Annotated in this window: 16 protein-coding genes and 1 tRNA gene; 9 read left to right on the forward strand and 8 right to left on the reverse strand. The window is 64.4% G+C overall.

What is annotated here, in order from left to right:
* Position 1: 1 nt before the first annotated feature.
* Genes H9638_RS12430 through H9638_RS12450 form a run of 5 tightly spaced genes read right to left on the reverse strand, consistent with a single transcriptional unit; the run spans position 2 to position 5,946 of the window.
* Positions 2–262: a monovalent cation/H+ antiporter complex subunit F gene (locus H9638_RS12430; RefSeq protein ID WP_404799665.1), complete on the reverse strand. Its 261-nt coding sequence runs from the start codon at positions 260–262 to the stop codon at positions 2–4.
* A complete protein-coding gene (locus H9638_RS12435; RefSeq protein ID WP_225217352.1) occupies positions 259–855 on the reverse strand; it encodes a Na+/H+ antiporter subunit E in 597 nt (198 codons plus the stop codon). The genes H9638_RS12430 and H9638_RS12435 overlap by 4 nt, the downstream gene beginning before the upstream one ends.
* On the reverse strand, positions 852–2,462 hold the full coding sequence (locus H9638_RS12440) for a Na+/H+ antiporter subunit D (RefSeq protein WP_191747752.1): 1,611 nt from the start codon (positions 2,460–2,462) through the stop codon (positions 852–854). The genes H9638_RS12435 and H9638_RS12440 overlap by 4 nt, the downstream gene beginning before the upstream one ends.
* Positions 2,459–2,947 (reverse strand): Na(+)/H(+) antiporter subunit C, encoded by a 489-nt coding sequence (locus H9638_RS12445; protein WP_191747754.1) that lies wholly within the window; start codon positions 2,945–2,947, stop codon positions 2,459–2,461. The genes H9638_RS12440 and H9638_RS12445 overlap by 4 nt, the downstream gene beginning before the upstream one ends.
* Positions 2,944–5,946, reverse strand: a complete 3,003-nt coding sequence (locus H9638_RS12450; protein ID WP_191747756.1) for a Na+/H+ antiporter subunit A — start codon at positions 5,944–5,946, stop codon at positions 2,944–2,946. Before H9638_RS12450 ends, H9638_RS12445 begins: the two co-directional genes overlap by 4 nt.
* Before the next feature lie 200 nt (positions 5,947–6,146).
* Between H9638_RS12450 and H9638_RS12455 the strand changes: the two genes are divergently transcribed.
* Complete coding sequence (locus H9638_RS12455) at positions 6,147–7,502, forward strand: MFS transporter (RefSeq protein WP_225217393.1); 1,356 nt, start codon at positions 6,147–6,149, stop codon at positions 7,500–7,502.
* 3 nt (positions 7,503–7,505) lie between these two features.
* Here H9638_RS12455 and H9638_RS12460 read toward each other — a convergent pair whose 3' ends face one another.
* The 3 genes from H9638_RS12460 to H9638_RS12470 form a co-directional block, all read right to left on the reverse strand.
* Entirely contained in the window at positions 7,506–7,895 is a 390-nt protein-coding gene (locus H9638_RS12460) for a DUF1801 domain-containing protein (protein WP_191747759.1), read from the reverse strand.
* A gap of 99 nt (positions 7,896–7,994) precedes the next feature.
* Positions 7,995–8,570 (reverse strand): dCTP deaminase, encoded by a 576-nt coding sequence (gene dcd / locus H9638_RS12465; protein ID WP_191747761.1) that lies wholly within the window; start codon positions 8,568–8,570, stop codon positions 7,995–7,997.
* A 20-nt stretch (positions 8,571–8,590) separates the two neighbouring features.
* Positions 8,591–9,448, reverse strand: coding sequence for a tryptophan 2,3-dioxygenase (locus H9638_RS12470; RefSeq protein WP_191747763.1), 858 nt, complete (start codon positions 9,446–9,448; stop codon positions 8,591–8,593).
* Positions 9,449–9,608: 160 nt separating this feature from the next.
* Between H9638_RS12470 and H9638_RS12475 the strand changes: the two genes are divergently transcribed.
* The 8 genes from H9638_RS12475 to H9638_RS12510 all read left to right on the forward strand — a co-directional run bounded on the left by H9638_RS12475 (position 9,609) and on the right by H9638_RS12510 (position 15,621).
* Positions 9,609–10,085 carry an SseB family protein gene (locus tag H9638_RS12475; protein ID WP_191747765.1) on the forward strand — a complete coding sequence of 159 codons (477 nt, stop codon included), beginning with the start codon at positions 9,609–9,611 and terminating at the stop codon, positions 10,083–10,085.
* Between the two features lie 138 nt (positions 10,086–10,223).
* Positions 10,224–11,288 (forward strand): M4 family metallopeptidase, encoded by a 1,065-nt coding sequence (locus H9638_RS12480; RefSeq protein WP_318241872.1) that lies wholly within the window; start codon positions 10,224–10,226, stop codon positions 11,286–11,288.
* Positions 11,285–11,560: a protealysin inhibitor emfourin gene (locus H9638_RS12485; protein ID WP_191747769.1), complete on the forward strand. Its 276-nt coding sequence runs from the start codon at positions 11,285–11,287 to the stop codon at positions 11,558–11,560. Before H9638_RS12480 ends, H9638_RS12485 begins: the two co-directional genes overlap by 4 nt.
* A gap of 83 nt (positions 11,561–11,643) precedes the next feature.
* Positions 11,644–11,717: transfer RNA gene (locus tag H9638_RS12490), tRNA-Gly, on the forward strand.
* Between the two features lie 102 nt (positions 11,718–11,819).
* Positions 11,820–12,239, forward strand: a complete 420-nt coding sequence (gene panD / locus H9638_RS12495) for an aspartate 1-decarboxylase (RefSeq protein ID WP_191747771.1) — start codon at positions 11,820–11,822, stop codon at positions 12,237–12,239.
* Between the two features lie 290 nt (positions 12,240–12,529).
* Positions 12,530–13,816, forward strand: a complete 1,287-nt coding sequence (locus H9638_RS12500; protein WP_191747773.1) for a sugar ABC transporter substrate-binding protein — start codon at positions 12,530–12,532, stop codon at positions 13,814–13,816.
* Positions 13,813–14,778, forward strand: a complete 966-nt coding sequence (locus H9638_RS12505; RefSeq protein WP_191747775.1) for a carbohydrate ABC transporter permease — start codon at positions 13,813–13,815, stop codon at positions 14,776–14,778. Before H9638_RS12500 ends, H9638_RS12505 begins: the two co-directional genes overlap by 4 nt.
* Positions 14,779–15,621, forward strand: a complete 843-nt coding sequence (locus H9638_RS12510) for a carbohydrate ABC transporter permease (protein WP_191747776.1) — start codon at positions 14,779–14,781, stop codon at positions 15,619–15,621.
* The last annotated feature ends 10 nt before the right edge of the window (positions 15,622–15,631 follow it).

Raw genomic sequence — 15,631 nt, forward strand, 5'->3', positions numbered from 1 at the left:
GCTACCTCCTGTCCGTCACGAAGCGGGCCACGGTCACTGAACCGATGAAACCGATCAGCGAGATCGCGATCAGCAGGGCCAGGAAATCCAGATTCCGGTGAATCACCATCTCAATCACCAGGGCACCGCCCAGGATTGCCAGCAGCACATCCGCTGCCAGCACGCGGTCCAGGATCGACGGACCGCGGACAATCCGGAAGATCGCCCCGGCGGCGGCGACGGCGAGCATGACGGCCGCGGCTATGATCACGGCAGCCATCAGCTAACCTCTCCGTTCCGCAGTTCCCTGAGGTCTTTTTGCTCGGCACGCACCAGCGCGAGGTCCTCCTTGGTTCCGATGGCCCGGATGAGCCAGGACTCGGTGGCCCGGACATCATCGCGGACTTTTTCTGCGGCTTCCTGTGTGTCCACGCCCAGGCAGTGGAGGTAGAGCGTGGACGTGGAACGGTCCACTTCCACCACCAGGGACCCGGGGATCAGGGACAGTGAGTGACCGGTGGCCGTCACCAGCAGGTCGGAGTGGCTTCGCAGTTTGACGGCGACCACGGCGTTGCGGATTTTGGGTCCGTGCGCAATGGCCTGCCACAGCACCTGGACCGAAGCCACCACCAGTTTGTAGAGGAACCGGACGCCGAAGCCGAGTGCGTAGATGAGGTTGAACCGGCCGCTCAGCTCCACCGGCGGCAGGTAGAAGATGTTGGTGACCACGAAGGCAATGAGCGCACCGAAGACCAGGTTGCCCAGGCTAAAGTCCTGCCAGAGGGCTCCCCACAGCAGGATGAGCCAAATGATCAGCGGCAGTTCCTTGAGCAGCGGAATCCGCGGGTGGTTGCGCATGCGGGCTTTTTTGGTCATCGGACGTTCCCCTCACCGAAGACGGCTTCGATGTACGGTGTCCGGTCCAGCAGGTCCTGGGCAGCCCGGTCGCTGAGCGAGAAGAGCGGCCCCGCAAGCACTGTCAGGGCCACACCCAGGGCCACCAGCCCGATCGTCGGGTAGACCATGGACCGCGGCAGCAGGTTCACCGTGGAACGGCCGGCGAAGCGTCCGCTCTGGTGTTCCCGGACGTTACCGGAATCGCGGACGGCACTGCCGTCCGGGGTGGTTGCCAGCAGGATCGGATCCGGGTGCACGGCATCTTCCGGCGTGCGCCAGAAGGCGCGGTTCCACACCCGGGCCATCACCAGCAGGGTCAGCAGCGACGTGAGCACGCTGGCTGCGACCAGCACGTAGGCCAGCGGGGTTCCCAGGTCAACGCCGGCCTGCATCAGCCCCAGCTTTCCAAGGAACCCGGAGAAGGGCGGGATGCCGGCGAGGTTGATGGCCGGGATGAAGTAGAGCACTGCCAGCAGCGGGGAAAGCTTGGCCAATCCGCCCAGCCGGTCCATGTTGGCCGTCCCGCCCCGGCGTTCGATCAGTCCTGTCACCAGGAAGAGGCTGGTCTGCACGGTGATGTGGTGCACCACGTAGAAGACCGCGGCGCCGATGCCGACCACGGAGGCGACAGCCAGCCCGAACACCATGTAGCCGATGTGGCTGACCAGCGTGAAGGAGAGCATACGTTTGATGTCGGTCTGCGCCAGGGCACCGAGGATACCCACCAGCATGGTCAGCCCGGCTACGATCATCAGCAGCGTGTTGATCCGGTCCCCCGGGAACAACAGCGTTTCGGTGCGGACCATGGCGTACACGCCAACCTTGGTCAGCAGGCCCGCGAACACCGCGGTGACGGGCGCAGGAGCGGTCGGATAGGAGTCCGGCAGCCAGAAGGACAACGGGAAAACGGCAGCCTTGATGCCAAAGGCCACCAGCAGCATCAGGTGCAGCATCATCTGCGTGCCCGGGTCCAGCTCCCCCAGCTTCGTGGCCAGGTCCGCCATGTTCACCGTTCCGGTGGCCGCGTAGATCATGGCGATCGCGATCAGGAACAGCACGGAAGAGATCACACTGACGACGACGTAGGTCACGCCGGCGCGGATGCGGGGCGTGGTGCCGCCCAGGGTCATCAGCACGTAGCTGGCCGTCAGCAGGATCTCGAAGCCCACGTACAGGTTGAACAGGTCTCCGGCCAGGAAGGCGTTGGAGACGCCGGCAACCAGGATCAGATAGGTCGGGTGGAAGATCGAGATGGGTCCGTCTTCGTCGCCGTCGGCCATGCCCTGGCCGGCAGCGTAGATCAGCACCGCCAGGCTGATGGCCGTGGAAACCACGAGCATGAGGGCGGAGAACTGGTCCACCACCATGGTGATGCCGAAGGGCGGGAGCCAGCCGCCGATGTTCACGGCCTGCGCCCCGGTTTCCCAGACGGCGGTCAGCAGGAAGCACTCGAGCAGCAGGGTCAGGGTCAGCACGCTGATGCTGACGATCCGCTGGGAACGCTGGTGCCGGATCAGGATGAAGGCCAGCGCCGCGCCAAAGAAGGGCAGGACGACGGCGAGCGGGGCAAAACTGGAAGCGTTCATTGTTTTGCCTCTCCTGTGGTTCCGGTGCCCGCGCCGCGCTGCGACCCGGGTGCTTCCTCGGCTTCCTCCGCCGGTGTGAACTCCGTGGTGTCCTCGGGGACGTCGGCGTCGTCTTCCGCGTCGTAGCTGCTCTGGCTGGCCACGCGGCGGTCTTCGATGTCGTCCTGCACTTCGTCCTGCCGTCCAAGGACCCAGGAGCGGTAAATGATGCCGAGCATAAACGCGGTCACGGAGAAGGAGATCACGATGGACGTGAGGATGAACGCCTGCGGCAGCGGATCGTTGTAATCCTCCGGCGGAATGTCCGCGTTGAACAGCGGCGCCAGCCCCTCATAACCGCCGGTGGCAAGGAGCAGGATGTTGGTGGCGTTGGTCATCATGGCCAGGCCCAGCACCACTCTGGTCAGGCTGCGTTCCAGGAGCAGGTAGATGCCGGCGGCGTACAGTGCGCCCATAATCAGCAGCAGCGTGATGTTCACGCTCATCGGGACACTCCTTCCGCATCCAGCAGTTCAGGTTCGGTTTCGATCAGGTCCTCATCGTCAGAGGTGCCGCCTTCGCTGCGTTCATCAATCTCAGAGCCGAGACTGCGGAGCACATCGAGGACCAGGCCTACGACGACCAGGTAGACGCCGATGTCGAAAATCGTGGAGGTGACGAACTTGATGTCACCGAAGACCGGCCAGGTGAAGCTCAGGATCGCGGTTTGCAGAATCTGCCCGCCGAAGAACAGGGGTGCGGCCGCGGAGAGCGCGGCCAGGCCAAGCCCGCCGCCCAGGAGCATGCCCGCACTGACCGGGGTCGCTTCGGCAAGTTCGAACCGGCCGCCGGCCAGGTAGCGGATGGTCAGCGCCAGGCCTGCCATCAGGCCGCCGGCGAATCCGCCGCCGGGGGCATTGTGCCCGGCGATCAGCAGGTAGACGGAGAAGATGATCACCGAGTGGAAAAGCAGGCGGGTGATCACCTCGAAGATGATCGACCGGCGTTCCGGGGCCAGTGTCCGGCCGGCCACCAGCCATGCTTCGCGCGCCACTGTGGAGAACTTGCGTGCCAGCGCGAGCGTGGCGGCCTCACGGTCGGAGGAGCCGAAGTGTTCGCGTCCGCGGTCCACCGACCCGGTGGCAACCTCGTCGGCGCGGCGCCGCTTGTCGCCGCGGCCGCGGATGAAGATCAGGGAGGCGACACCGGTGGCGGCCATGGTCAGCACGGAGATTTCACCGAAGGTGTCCCACGCGCGGATGTCCACCAGGGTGACGTTGACAATGTTGAGTCCGCCGCCGCCCTTGTACGCCAGTTCGGGGTAGGCCAGGGAAATCGGTTCGGCCACGCGGGAGGCCATCGCGGACATCGCGAACACCACCATCGCAGCCCCGAAGCTGATTCCCAGCAGGGCGCGCAGCAGCCGCTGGCCGGTGGGCTCGCGCTTCCACAGCCGGGCCGGCAGGGAGCGCAGCGCCAGCACGAAGGCAACCAGGACGATCGTCTCCACCAGCATCTGCGTCAGGGCCAGGTCCGGGGCGCCCTGCAGCGCGAAGATCAGGGCGATGCCGTAGCCGCTGACGCTGACCATCAGCACGGCCAGGAAGCGCTTATTGGCGCGGGCAGCGCCCAGGGCGCCGATCACCACTGCAGCACCGATGACGGCCTGGACCGGGGAATCGAACCAGTGGAAATGCTCCGGCATCTGGGCGCCGCGGAAGATCACCGCGGCCAGCGGACTGATGATCGCCATGGACAGGATCACGAAGAGGTAGAACGTCAGTGAACCGCGCTGCGTGCGGCCGGTGACCCACACCGCGGCGTCGTCGAGCAGGCCGATAAGGCCGCGGTAGGAGCGTTCGGCGTCCAGCGGGCTGGCGGTAAGCGTCTGGATCCGTTCCACCCGGTCTCGCTGCCAGAACAGCAGCAGACCGGCAGCGATGGTGACGCCGGTCAGTCCCAGGGCCAGGGTGAAGCCGTGCCACAGCGCCAGGTGCGTAGCTTCGCCGTCGACCGGGTAGAGGTCCGCGTAAGGCGTGATGACGGCGTCCAGCGGCCGGGGCCAGAGGCCGAAGAAGATTGTCACGGCGGCAAGAAGCGCGGGCGGGGCCAGGAACGGCCACGGCACGGTCTTGAATGCGATGGGTTCGCAGGACTTCTTGGTGGCGAACCCGCCCCAGATGAACCGGCAGCTGTAGGCGAAGGTCAGGATGGCTCCGGCCACGACGCCGATGAGCAGGATCCAGCCGGTGAAGTCGTTCTGCCGCTCGGCGTAGTGGACGTACGTTTCGTAGACCGATTCCTTCGCCACGAAACCGACCATCGGCGGCAGGCCCGCCATCGAGGCGGCTCCAACGGCGGCGACGGCGGCCAGCAGCGGAGCGGAGCGTCCAACGCCGGAGAGCTTGCGGATGTCACGGGTACCGGCCTGGTGGTCGATGATGCCCACGACCAGGAACAGGGTGGCTTTGAAGAAACCGTGGGCGAGCAGCAGCCCGATGCCGGCAACGGCGGCTTCCCGGTTGCCCAGTCCCACAACGAGCGTCAGGAAGCCGAGCTGGCTCACCGTTCCGTAAGCCAGCATCAGCTTCAGGTCATGCTGGCGCAGCGCCCGCCAGCCGCCGAGCAGCAGCGTGGCCAGGCCAAGCACGGAGATGACAGCGCTCCAATACTCCGTCTCCGAGAACCCCGGGGCCAGGCGCGCCACCAGGTAGATGCCGGCCTTCACCATCGCCGCCGCGTGCAGGTACGCACTGACAGGAGTGGGTGCGGCCATGGCGGCTGGCAGCCAGAAATGGAAGGGCAGCAGCGCGGATTTGGAGACGGCGCCGACCAGCATCAGCACGATCGCGATGTCCACGATCACGCCGCTCGCGACCAGCTCCGGGGCCATCGCCATGATCTCGGAGATCCGGTAGGTACCGGCAACCGAGCCGAGCATGATCATGCCCACCAGCATCGCCAGTCCGCCGAAGGTGGTGACGATCAGTGCCTGCAGCGCCGCTCGGCGGGCCGAAAGCCGGTGCGCCGCGTAGCCGATCAGCAGGTAGGACAGGATTGTGGTCAGTTCCCAGAAGATGAACAGCAGGATCAGGTCATCCGCCGTAACGAGGCCGAACATCGCTGCGGCGAAGGCCAGCAGCTGCGAACCAAACGCACCCATCTTCGGGTCTTCCGGACGGAAGTAGCGGGCGCAGTAGAACAGGACCAGCGAGCCGACGCCGAGGATCAGGATGGAGAGGTCCGCGGACAACGCGTCCATACGGAAGGACAGTTCGACGCGGAGGTCCGGAATCCACGGGATCACGACCGACGGCGGTGCATTCGGAGCGCCGGACGAAAGACTCTGGTCAGCCCCGGTATACGAGGGGAAGGTTGCCATCAGCCAGATGAACGCTGCTGCCGGAACGGCGGCCAGAATGTAGAAGGCTGAGCGGCCAAACCACCGGAAGAATAACGGCGCTGCTAATGCCACCGTGAACAGAACGGTGAGCACAACTAGCACGTTAGATCTCCCGGGTTCTCATAGGGTTTACAGGTCAGAACACAGCTTTAGTTATCAACGTTGCGGGCAAGGGGCTGTGTTTATTCTACCCTTGGCATACGCCCGGGCACATTCCGGGGGTGTCATCCGGCCGGGGAATATTCCCGTGCCCCTTCGCGTTAATAAGGCCGTTGCGGGCTAGCATCTGGATCATGGCATCAATGACGCACATAACGCCCGGACCTGCAGGAACACCGGCGGCCGTCCGGCGGCGGGAGATTTGGGCGTGGGCGTCCTGGGACTGGGGATCGGCGGCCTTCAACGCCGTGATGACCACCTTCGTCTTCACCGTCTACCTCACCTCAGCCCCGTTTGGCGGTGAGGCCCGGGCATCGGCGGTGCTGGGCACCGCCCTGGCGATTGCCGGCGCCGTCGTGGCCCTGCTGGCTCCGGTGACCGGGCAGCGTTCCGATTCCGGCGGCCGGCGGAAGCTGTGGCTCGGGATTAACACCGTGGCGGTCTGCGCCGCGACGGGCCTGTGTTTCTTTGTCTACCCCAGCCCGGATTTCCTGCTCCTGGGCGTGGCCCTGATCGCCCTGGCGAATGTGTTCTTCGAATTCGCCAATGTGAACTACTACGCGATGCTCAAGCAGGTTTCCACACCCGGCTCCGTCGGAAAAGTCAGCGGCTTCGGCTGGGCGATGGGCTACGTCGGCGGCATCGCTGCCCTAGCGCTGGTTCTTGTGGGCTTCATCAACCCCGATGTGGGCTGGTTCGGCGTGACGTCGGAGGATGGCCAGAACATCCGCGCGGTGGCAGTGTTCTCCGCCGTCTGGTTCCTGGTCTTTTCGCTGCCCATCTTCTTCACCGTGCCGGAGGTCCCCCGGACCAAAGCCGCCCAGCTGGGCTTCTTCGCGTCCTACGGCCTGCTGTTCCGCCGGATCAAGGCGATTTACCGGACCAGTCCGCACACCCTCTGGTTCCTGCTGGCCAGTGCAGTGTTCCGGGACGGCCTGGCGGCGGTCTTCACCTTTGGCGGCGTGATCGCCGCGGGGACCTTCGGCTGGGACCTCCCCCAGGTCATCATGTTCGCCATCTTCGGCAACATCGTCGCAGCGGCCGGGGCCTTCGCCGGCGGTTTCCTTGACGACCGCATCGGCCCCAAACCCGTCATCGTGGGATCCTTGACCGGTCTGCTGGTGGCCGGTTCGGCCATCGCTGCGCTGGGCCCGGAGGAGGCCAACCTGTTCGGCCTGACCTGGAGCGGTGACACGACGTTCTGGGTCTTCGGCCTGGCGCTGTGCCTGTTCGTTGGGCCGGCGCAGTCCGCGTCGCGTGCTTTCCTGGCCCGGCTTGCCCCGGACGGTGAAGAAGGGGAGCTGTTCGGCCTGTACGCGACCACCGGACGGGCCGTGAGTTTCCTGGCGCCGTCGCTGTTTGCCATCTTCATCACCATCTTCGGTGCGCAGCGCTACGGCATCATCGGCATTCTGCTGGTCCTGCTGCTGGGCCTGCTTGCCCTGCTTCCGGTCCGCGCCCCGGACCGGACGCCCCGCGCCGTGGTCCCGGAGGTCTAGCGGCTACTCAAGCTGCGAGACCCACTGGCGCACGACGCCGGTGAAGTCCTCCAGCGCTGCCTCGGCTGCCGCCCGGGTTGGGAAAGTCACCACTCCCCGGTTGCGGCCGGCCCACCGAAGCAGCTTGTGCGGGTCCGTAACCGTGATTTCCCGGTGCTCGGGCTTCGGCTTGGCACCGGTGTGCAGGACCACCTGCACGGTGTCCGGCCGGAACAGATTAAAGGTGGCAAAGTCGTCACGCAGGAAAAAGTTGGGCGCATGCCATTTGATGTTCTCCCGGATCTGCGGGTCCACGGAGAGAATGGCGGCCCGGAGGCTCCGCACGACGGGCGCCATCGGGTGGTCCAGCGCAGCCAGATAGTGCGTAAGCTCAGCCGGTTCTGCAGGTTCCATGCGCACAATCTGGCACTGCGGCGCAGACCTGTCCACCGTGTTTCATAAACCCCGGGTACGGGTTTCCGGAGGGGGCGGACGGGACTGCTGGCCCGTCGGCTAGATGCTGGTGCGGTGGAAGTTCAGGTGGCTGCGCGACGCCGTCGGGCCCCGCTGGCCCTGGTACCGGTTGCCGTAGACCCCGGTGCCGTAGGCGTACTCAGCGGGTGAGCTGAGCTTGAAGAAGCACAGCTGCCCGATCTTCGAACCGGGCCAGAGTTTGATCGGCAGGGTGGCCATGTTGGAGAGCTCCAGGGTCACGTGCCCTGAGAATCCGGGGTCGATGAAACCCGCAGTGGAGTGGGTCAGCAGGCCCAGCCGGCCCAAGGAAGACTTCCCCTCCAGGCGGGCAGCGACGTCGTCCGGAAGCGTGACGCTTTCATAGGTGGAGCCCAGCACGAATTCGCCCGGGTGCAGGATGAACGGCTCATCCGCCGCCACTTCCACCAGACGGGTGAGGTCCGGCTGGTCCAGGGAGGGGTCGATGTGCGCGTACTTGTGGTTGTCGAAGAGCCGGAAATACCGGTCGATCCGCACGTCAACGCTGGAAGGCTGGACCATTGCGGGGTCATAGGGATCGAGGACAATCCGCTCGTCAGCAATTTCGGCCCGAATGTCGCGGTCAGATATCAGCACCTTCTAAAAATAGCGCATCCTCAACGCTGCCCGATTTCCGTGCGGACTGCGTATAGCTCCGGGAAAAACGTCAGGTCGAGGGCGCTGCGCAGGAAGCCTGCCCCGGAGGATCCCCCGGTGCCGCGCTTCATGCCGATGGTCCGCTGGACGGTGAGCAGATGCCGGAAGCGCCAGAGCTGGAAATTATCTTCCAGGTCCACCAGCTCCTCGCAGGCTTCGTAGATGTCCCAATTGGCCGCGGGCTCCTCATAAACCTCACGGAAGACGTGCATCAGGGTTTCATCAAAAACGTGTGCCTGGCTCACGTCGCGGTCCAGCAGTTCCTGCCCGACGGCGTAGCCGCGGCGGTGCAGGACCCGGATGAACTCGTCATAGATGCTGCTCTGCTTCAGTAGTCCGGCCAGCAGCTCCTGCGCCTGCGGATCGGCGGCGAACACATCCAGCATGGCGGCGTTCTTGTTGCCCAGCAGAAACTCCACCGCCCGGTACTGGTAGGACTGGAATCCGGAGGACGCCCCCAGGTCACCCCTGAACTCCGCATATTCGGACGGCGTCAGCGTCGCCAGCACCGACCACTGCTCCGTCAGCGAGCGCTGGATGTGCTTGATCCGTGCGATTCCTTTCATCGCTGCCCGCAGGTCATCTGCCATCAGCCGCACGCGGACCCCGCGCAGTTCATGGAGCACCAGTTTCAGCCACAGCTCCGAAGTCTGGTGCTGGATGATGAACAGCATTTCGTCATGATGTACGGGTTTGCTGACCGGATGCTGGGCAGAGAGAAGCTCATCGAGGCCCAAATAGGATCCGTAGCTCATTTTCCTGCTGAAGTCCCGCTCGATTCCCGGCTCCAGGTTCCGGGTGTTTTTGTCTACGCTCATCGCTGCTCCGTCTGCGTTAGCGGCGCCTGCCTTGGGTGTTGCCGGGACGCGGTGTCCCGGCTGCGCTGAGCTTACGGTAACTGCAGCCCGCGCTTCTGCACCCCGGCGCGGCTGTGGAAGACTGGCCGTAAATACACCCCCACCCTCCCAAGGAGCCTCCATGGAGAACGAACCCGGCAGCACCCCCGCAGCAGATGAGACCGAAGGCAGCCCGGCTGGCTCCCCCGCACCGGCGACCGCCCTGGAAGAGGCCATCGAAGCGGGCCAGTCCGGCGAGATCAGCAACCAGGACGTCATCGCGGCGATCTGGAATGCGGATCTCCTCAGCGTCGGCCGGCTGACCGTGGAGGACGATCCAGCCAGTTTCCAGGCCCTGGTCCTGAAGTCCCCCGAAGGAGCTGCTCCGGTTGCGGCGACGTTCACCGATGCCCAGCGCATTCCGCAGCGCATCCGCGACACCGCTCCAATCATGGTGAAGGCCTCCGGAGGGGCCACCCTGCGCAGCATTGCCCCGGGCTATGGGCTGGCTATTAACCCGGGCAGCTCGTTGGGCCTGGAGCTGGGACCGGAAGGCGTGGCCGCCGTCGTCGCCGCCTTCGACGGTGCGGGAGGAAATGCCGGACCCGAAACCGAATAGCTGCGCTCGGCCCGCACCCGGAGACCGGTATTTCGGTTGCCTTATGGCTAACCGGAACCGGTTTTGCCGCGTCCGGCCTTGCAGTGGGGGCGGCGGCGTCTACTCTGGGGAACCTCACTACAGATGGAGGGCTGTAAAGTGACCTGCTCAGCGAAATCCCCGAAGTCCTGCTCGATTGTTCCGCCCTATCTGCTCGCACGAATCGCGGAACGCCCGGACCGCCTCGCCGCAGCGGCGGATGCGGCCCGCCGGACACTGATGGAACAGCGTGCCGTAGAGGAACACCGCAAACAACGCCGGACCGCGCCGGCCCCGGGGCCGGGAACCGCTCTCACACCCAAAATCCGCCGCACCGTCTTCGACGCCGGACAGAAGCAGGAACTGCCCGGCACCCCGGTCCGGACGGAAGGCGCACCGCCCACCTCCGACCCGGCCGTGGACGAGGCCTACGACGGATTGGGTGCAACCTACGCCCTGTTCAGCGACGCCTACGGCCGCTCATCGGTCGACGGCGCGGGACGTCCGCTCCACGCCACCGTCCACTACGGCCGTGACTATGACAACGCGTTCTGGGACGGCAACCAGATGGTCCTGGGCGACGGCGACGGCGAAGTCTTCCAGCGCTTCAGCAAATCCCTGACCGTCATCGGCCATGAGCTGACCCACGGCGTTATCCAGTACACCGCCCGGCTGGTCTACCAGGACCAGGCCGGAGCGCTGAACGAGTCGGTCTCCGATGTGTTCGGTGCGCTGGTGGAGCAGAAACTCCTCGGCCAGTCGGCCCGCGAAGCCTCCTGGCTCATCGGTGAAGGCCTGTTCACACCCGAAGTGAACGGGAGGGGCCTGCGTTCCATGTCGGCTCCAGGCACCGCGTACGACGACGACGTGCTGGGCAAGGATCCGCAGCCTGCGGACATGTCGGGGTACGTGGAAACCAGCTCCGACAACGGCGGCGTGCACCTCAACTCCGGAATCCCCAACCGCGCCTTCTACCTGGCTGCTTCCCGGCTCGGCGGTTACGCCTGGGAACGTGCCGGGCAGATCTGGTACGACACCATTACCGAACCGAACTTCCCCGCGGACTGCACTTTTAGTCTCTTCGCTGCCGCGACCGTCACGGCAGCGGAAAAACGCTACGGCGCCGGGGGCCCGGAAAGTTCTGCTGTGCAGGCAGCATGGAAAGAGGTTAACGTCATGGTATGAGACTGGTTGTGGTGCGCAGCGGCGGGATCGCAGGCATGAGACGCACATGGAGCAGTGAGGTGAGTTCCCAGGAGGCCGAGGAGCGCTGGCTTCCCCTCCTTCAGGATGCGCCGTCCGCCGAGGCCCATGCCGGCATGCCCGACCGCTTTACCTACGAAATCAGCGTCGGAAAGGCGGCAGTCACCATCCCGGAGGAATCCCTGCAGGGACGCTGGCGGGAGTTGGTGGACCGCGCCCGCAAAGGGAACGGGGAAGCCCGGGCACCCGAGTAGGGAAACGGCCTGGGGCCCCGCGTTGTGCTGGTGGTGCTGAAGGCATGTAAAGTGGTTTCCTGTGCCGGTGGTTCACCGGCCGTGCGGGCGTAGCTCAATGGTAGAGCGCTAGCTTCCCAAGCTCGATACGCGGGTTCGATTCCCGTCGCCCGCTCCAGCTCTCCTTTCTCCGGTTTTGCCGGATGCCCCGCCCGCTTGGGTGTTTCGGGATCCCTCCCGGCCTCATCCAACGTTCGTTCAGGCGTAGACTTGTACAGCCATGAACCGCAAAATGTTTAAGTCCAAGATCCACCGCGCCACCGTCACCCATTCGAACCTCCACTACGTGGGCTCTGTGACCGTGGACCTCGATCTCCTCGATGCAGCAGACATCCTGCCGGGTGAGCTCGTCTCCATTGTCGATGTGAACAACGGCTCCCGCCTGGAGACTTACACCATCGCGGGAGAACGTGGGAGCGGCGTGATCGGCATCAATGGTGCGGCAGCTCATCTGGTGAACATCGGCGATACCGTCATCCTGATCACGTACGCCGACATGAGCACCGAAGAAGCACGGGCCTTTGTCCCCACTGTGGTGCACGTCGATGCCGAGAACCGCATCATTGCCCTGGGCACCGACCCCGCAGAAGCCCTCACTCCCGGGACCGAGCGCCCGCCGCTGGCAACACCCGCCGGCTGATAACCCGCCGCTGCGGCCGGGAGTTCATCTTCCGCTCACCTGCTGCGGCCCCTCCTAACGGCGTTTCTCCACCCGCCGCGGCCCCCTGTACCAGCGCCAACTGCCGCTGCGACCTGTGGTTACACCTGTTTCTACTGTGACTGTGGCGCAAAAGAGCGTAAAGGCATAGGGTCGGTCGAAAGGTTGCTGAGGATTGCAGCCTTTCGCGGAAAATCACTCAGTCCGTGCCTACGACGAGGTGGAGGCATACACCAATGCCAAAAGACGCTACACATCACGGCAGACCCTGGATGAGGAAGTCTGCGGCCGCGGGGTTCGCCCTCGCCGTCGGTGCCACGCTGCTGGCCGGCTGCAGTTCCGATGCGGGGTCTGCACCGACCCTTACCTGGTACATCAACCCCGACGACGGCGGCCAGGCCGAACTCGCAAAGCGCTGCACGGACGAGTCCGGCGGCGCTTACAACATCGAGACATCCCTGCTCCCGAACGACGCCGCGTCGCAGCGCGAACAGCTGGCCCGCCGCCTGGCAGCCGGAGACACGACCATGGACATCATGAGTCTGGATCCGCCAAATGTCCCCGAATATGCAGAGCCGGGCTATTTGGCCCCGATCCCGGATGATGTCCGTGAACGCACTACCCAGAACGTGGTTGAAGGCGCCCTGACAGGCGCCACCTGGAAGGGCGAGGTGGTGGCCGTTCCGTTCTGGGCCAACACGCAGATCCTCTGGTACCGCAAATCAGTGGCCGAAGCTGCCGGGCTGGACATGACCCAGCCGGTGACCTGGGACCAGCTCATCGATGCAGTCCGGGAACAGGACAAATTCCTCAGCGTGCAGGGCGCCCGGGCCGAGTCGATGACCGTCTGGGTGAACGCCCTGATCGAATCTGCCGGCGGCCAGATCGTGGAGAACCCCGACGCGCCTGCGGACGAAATCGAGCTGGGCATCGATTCAGAAGCCGGAACCAAGGCCGCAGAAATCGTTTCCACCATCGGCAAGGACGGGTTGGGTGGGCCAGGCCTGCCCACCCAGACGGAAAACTTCTCCATGATCCAGTTCCAAGGGGACAAGGGAGCATTCATGGTGAACTATCCCTTCGTCTGGCCGGCCACCAACGCCGCTGTCCAGGAAGGTACGCTGCCGCAGTCCCTTGTGGACGACATTGGCTGGGCCCTCTACCCCCAGGTCAACGCAGGTGAGGATACGGCTCCCCCGCTGGGCGGAATCGACCTGGCAGTCGGCGCCAAGAGCAAACATCCGGACCTCGCCTACGAGGCGATCGAGTGCATTGTCAGCCCGGAAAACCAGGCCTACTACTTCCAAACCAACGGAAACCCGCCGTCAAACACCGAGGCCTACAACGATCCCACGGCATTGGAGACCTTCCCGATGGCCGGGACCATTCAGGAATCGCTCCAGCTGGCCAAACCCCGCCCCCAGACGCCGTACTACAACGAGATCTCGACCGGCATCCAGCAGACCTGGACACCGCCGTCGGACGTCAACCCTGACACCACGCCCGCCACTAGCCAGGAGTTCATACTCGCGGTCCTGAAGGGAGAGAGGCTGCTATGAGTACGTCCGTCGAGACCCGTGCCGCCGCCGAGGGCGGCAGCCCAAAACCGCGCCGGCAAAAACTCAGTGACCGCGCACGCAGCGAACGCCGGCTTGGATTCTGGCTGGCCGGACCCGCCTTTGTGATCATGCTGGCTGTCACCGCCTATCCAATCCTTCTGGCCTTCTACGATTCACTGTTCAAGTACCGGCTGACCGCACCGGACGACCGGACCTTCGTGTTCCTGGGCAACTACATCACCGTCCTGACCGATGCGGTGTGGTGGCGGGACCTGGGCGTTACGCTGCTGATCACCGTAGTCACGGTCGTGATCGAACTCGTCCTCGGCTTCCTCCTCGCCATGGTCATGAACAGTGCGCTCAAGTCCATCCGCGGTTGGCTCCGCACGGCCATCCTGGTTCCTTACGGGATCATTACGGTGGTCTCGGCGTTCGCCTGGTTCTACGCTTTCGACATTAATTCGGGCTACGTGAACCACTGGTTCGACTGGGTGCCGGGAATCAGCCCCGATCTGAACTGGTTCGCGGACTTCGGTACCGCCATCTCGGTAATCATGGCATCGGAAATCTGGAAAACCACTCCATTCATCTCCCTGCTGCTGCTGGCGGGCCTGGCCCAGGTTCCGGGCGAACTGACCGAAGCGGCAGAGGTCGACGGCGCCACCTGGTGGCAGCGCTTCACCCGCGTGATCGTACCGAACATGAAAGCCGCGATCATGGTGGCGGTCCTGTTCCGGGCGCTGGATGCCTTCCGCATCTTCGACAACGTCTACATCATGACCAAGGGTGCCTACGGCACGGAAACACTCTCCCTGCTGGCATACCGCACATCCATTACCCGGTTGGAGATAGGCATGGGGTCCGCCATCTCCGTCCTGCTGTTCCTGTGCGTGATCATCATCTGTTTCATAGCGATCAAGCTCTTCAAGGTGGACCTGACCGGCGCACGAGGGGGCAAATAAATGAAGACGTCACCGATCCGCAGACGCCTCACCTGGACGATCATTTCCATTCTGGTGATCGTGTACGCCCTGTTTCCGGTCGCTTCCATCTTCGCGACCTCCTTCAAGCTCCCCAGCGACCTGACCTCCGGAACTTTCCTGCCCTCCACCTGGTCCACCGTGAACTACGAAGAAATCCTGGTAGGCGACGCCCAGGAACTCTTCCTTTCAGCCCTTCGGAACTCGATCGGGATCTCCCTGATTGCCACTGTCATCGCCGTTGTGCTGGCCACCCTGTGTGCCTATGCCATTGCCAGGCTGGATTTCCCGGGAAAGAAGCTGGTGCTGACCACGGCACTGGGCGTCTCGATCTTTCCGGTCATCTCCATCGTGACCCCGTTGTTCAATCTCTGGAGGAACATCGGACTCTATGACACCTGGCTCGGGCTGATCATTCCGTACCTGTCCCTGACCCTGCCGATCTCCATCTGGACCCTGGCCGCGTTCTTCCGGCAGATTCCCTGGGAACTGGAACAGGCCGCGCAGGTGGACGGGGCCACCACGTGGCAGGCCTTCCGGAAGGCGATCGTTCCACTCGCGGCACCCGGAGTTTTTACCACCGCGATCATTGCTTTCTTCATCGCATGGAACGACTTCGTGTACGGCATCTCGCTGACCTCAACCTCCGCGGCGCGGCCAGTGCCGGCCGCGTTGGCGTTCTTTACCGGAGCATCGCAGTTTGAGCAGCCCACGGGAGCCATTTCCGCAGCTGCCATCATTGTGACCATCCCGGTCGTTGTACTGGTGCTGCTGTTCCAGCGGCAGATTGTTTCCGGACTAACCCAGGGCGCCGTCAAGGGCTAGCCCCGGACTC

It is taken from the genome of Arthrobacter pullicola, from assembly GCF_014836875.1.
Taxonomy (GTDB): Bacteria; Actinomycetota; Actinomycetes; order Actinomycetales; family Micrococcaceae; genus Arthrobacter_B; species Arthrobacter_B pullicola.

Bases quoted from the DNA above. Each gene is read 5' to 3' on its own strand.
- H9638_RS12455 (WP_225217393.1), top strand. From the start codon at position 6,147: ATGACGCACATAACGCCCGGACCTGCAGGAACACCGGCGGCCGTCCGG.
- H9638_RS12475 (WP_191747765.1), top strand. From the start codon at position 9,609: ATGGAGAACGAACCCGGCAGCACCCCCGCAGCAGATGAGACCGAAGGC.
- H9638_RS12440 (WP_191747752.1), bottom strand. From the start codon at position 2,462: ATGAACGCTTCCAGTTTTGCCCCGCTCGCCGTCGTCCTGCCCTTCTTT.
- H9638_RS12470 (WP_191747763.1), bottom strand. From the start codon at position 9,448: ATGAGCGTAGACAAAAACACCCGGAACCTGGAGCCGGGAATCGAGCGG.
- H9638_RS12505 (WP_191747775.1), top strand. From the start codon at position 13,813: ATGAGTACGTCCGTCGAGACCCGTGCCGCCGCCGAGGGCGGCAGCCCA.
- H9638_RS12485 (WP_191747769.1), top strand. From the start codon at position 11,285: ATGAGACTGGTTGTGGTGCGCAGCGGCGGGATCGCAGGCATGAGACGC.
- H9638_RS12460 (WP_191747759.1), bottom strand. From the start codon at position 7,895: ATGGAACCTGCAGAACCGGCTGAGCTTACGCACTATCTGGCTGCGCTG.
- H9638_RS12500 (WP_191747773.1), top strand. From the start codon at position 12,530: ATGAGGAAGTCTGCGGCCGCGGGGTTCGCCCTCGCCGTCGGTGCCACG.
- H9638_RS12445 (WP_191747754.1), bottom strand. From the start codon at position 2,947: ATGAGCGTGAACATCACGCTGCTGCTGATTATGGGCGCACTGTACGCC.
- H9638_RS12510 (WP_191747776.1), top strand. From the start codon at position 14,779: ATGAAGACGTCACCGATCCGCAGACGCCTCACCTGGACGATCATTTCC.
- H9638_RS12435 (WP_225217352.1), bottom strand. From the start codon at position 855: ATGACCAAAAAAGCCCGCATGCGCAACCACCCGCGGATTCCGCTGCTC.
- panD (WP_191747771.1), top strand. From the start codon at position 11,820: ATGAACCGCAAAATGTTTAAGTCCAAGATCCACCGCGCCACCGTCACC.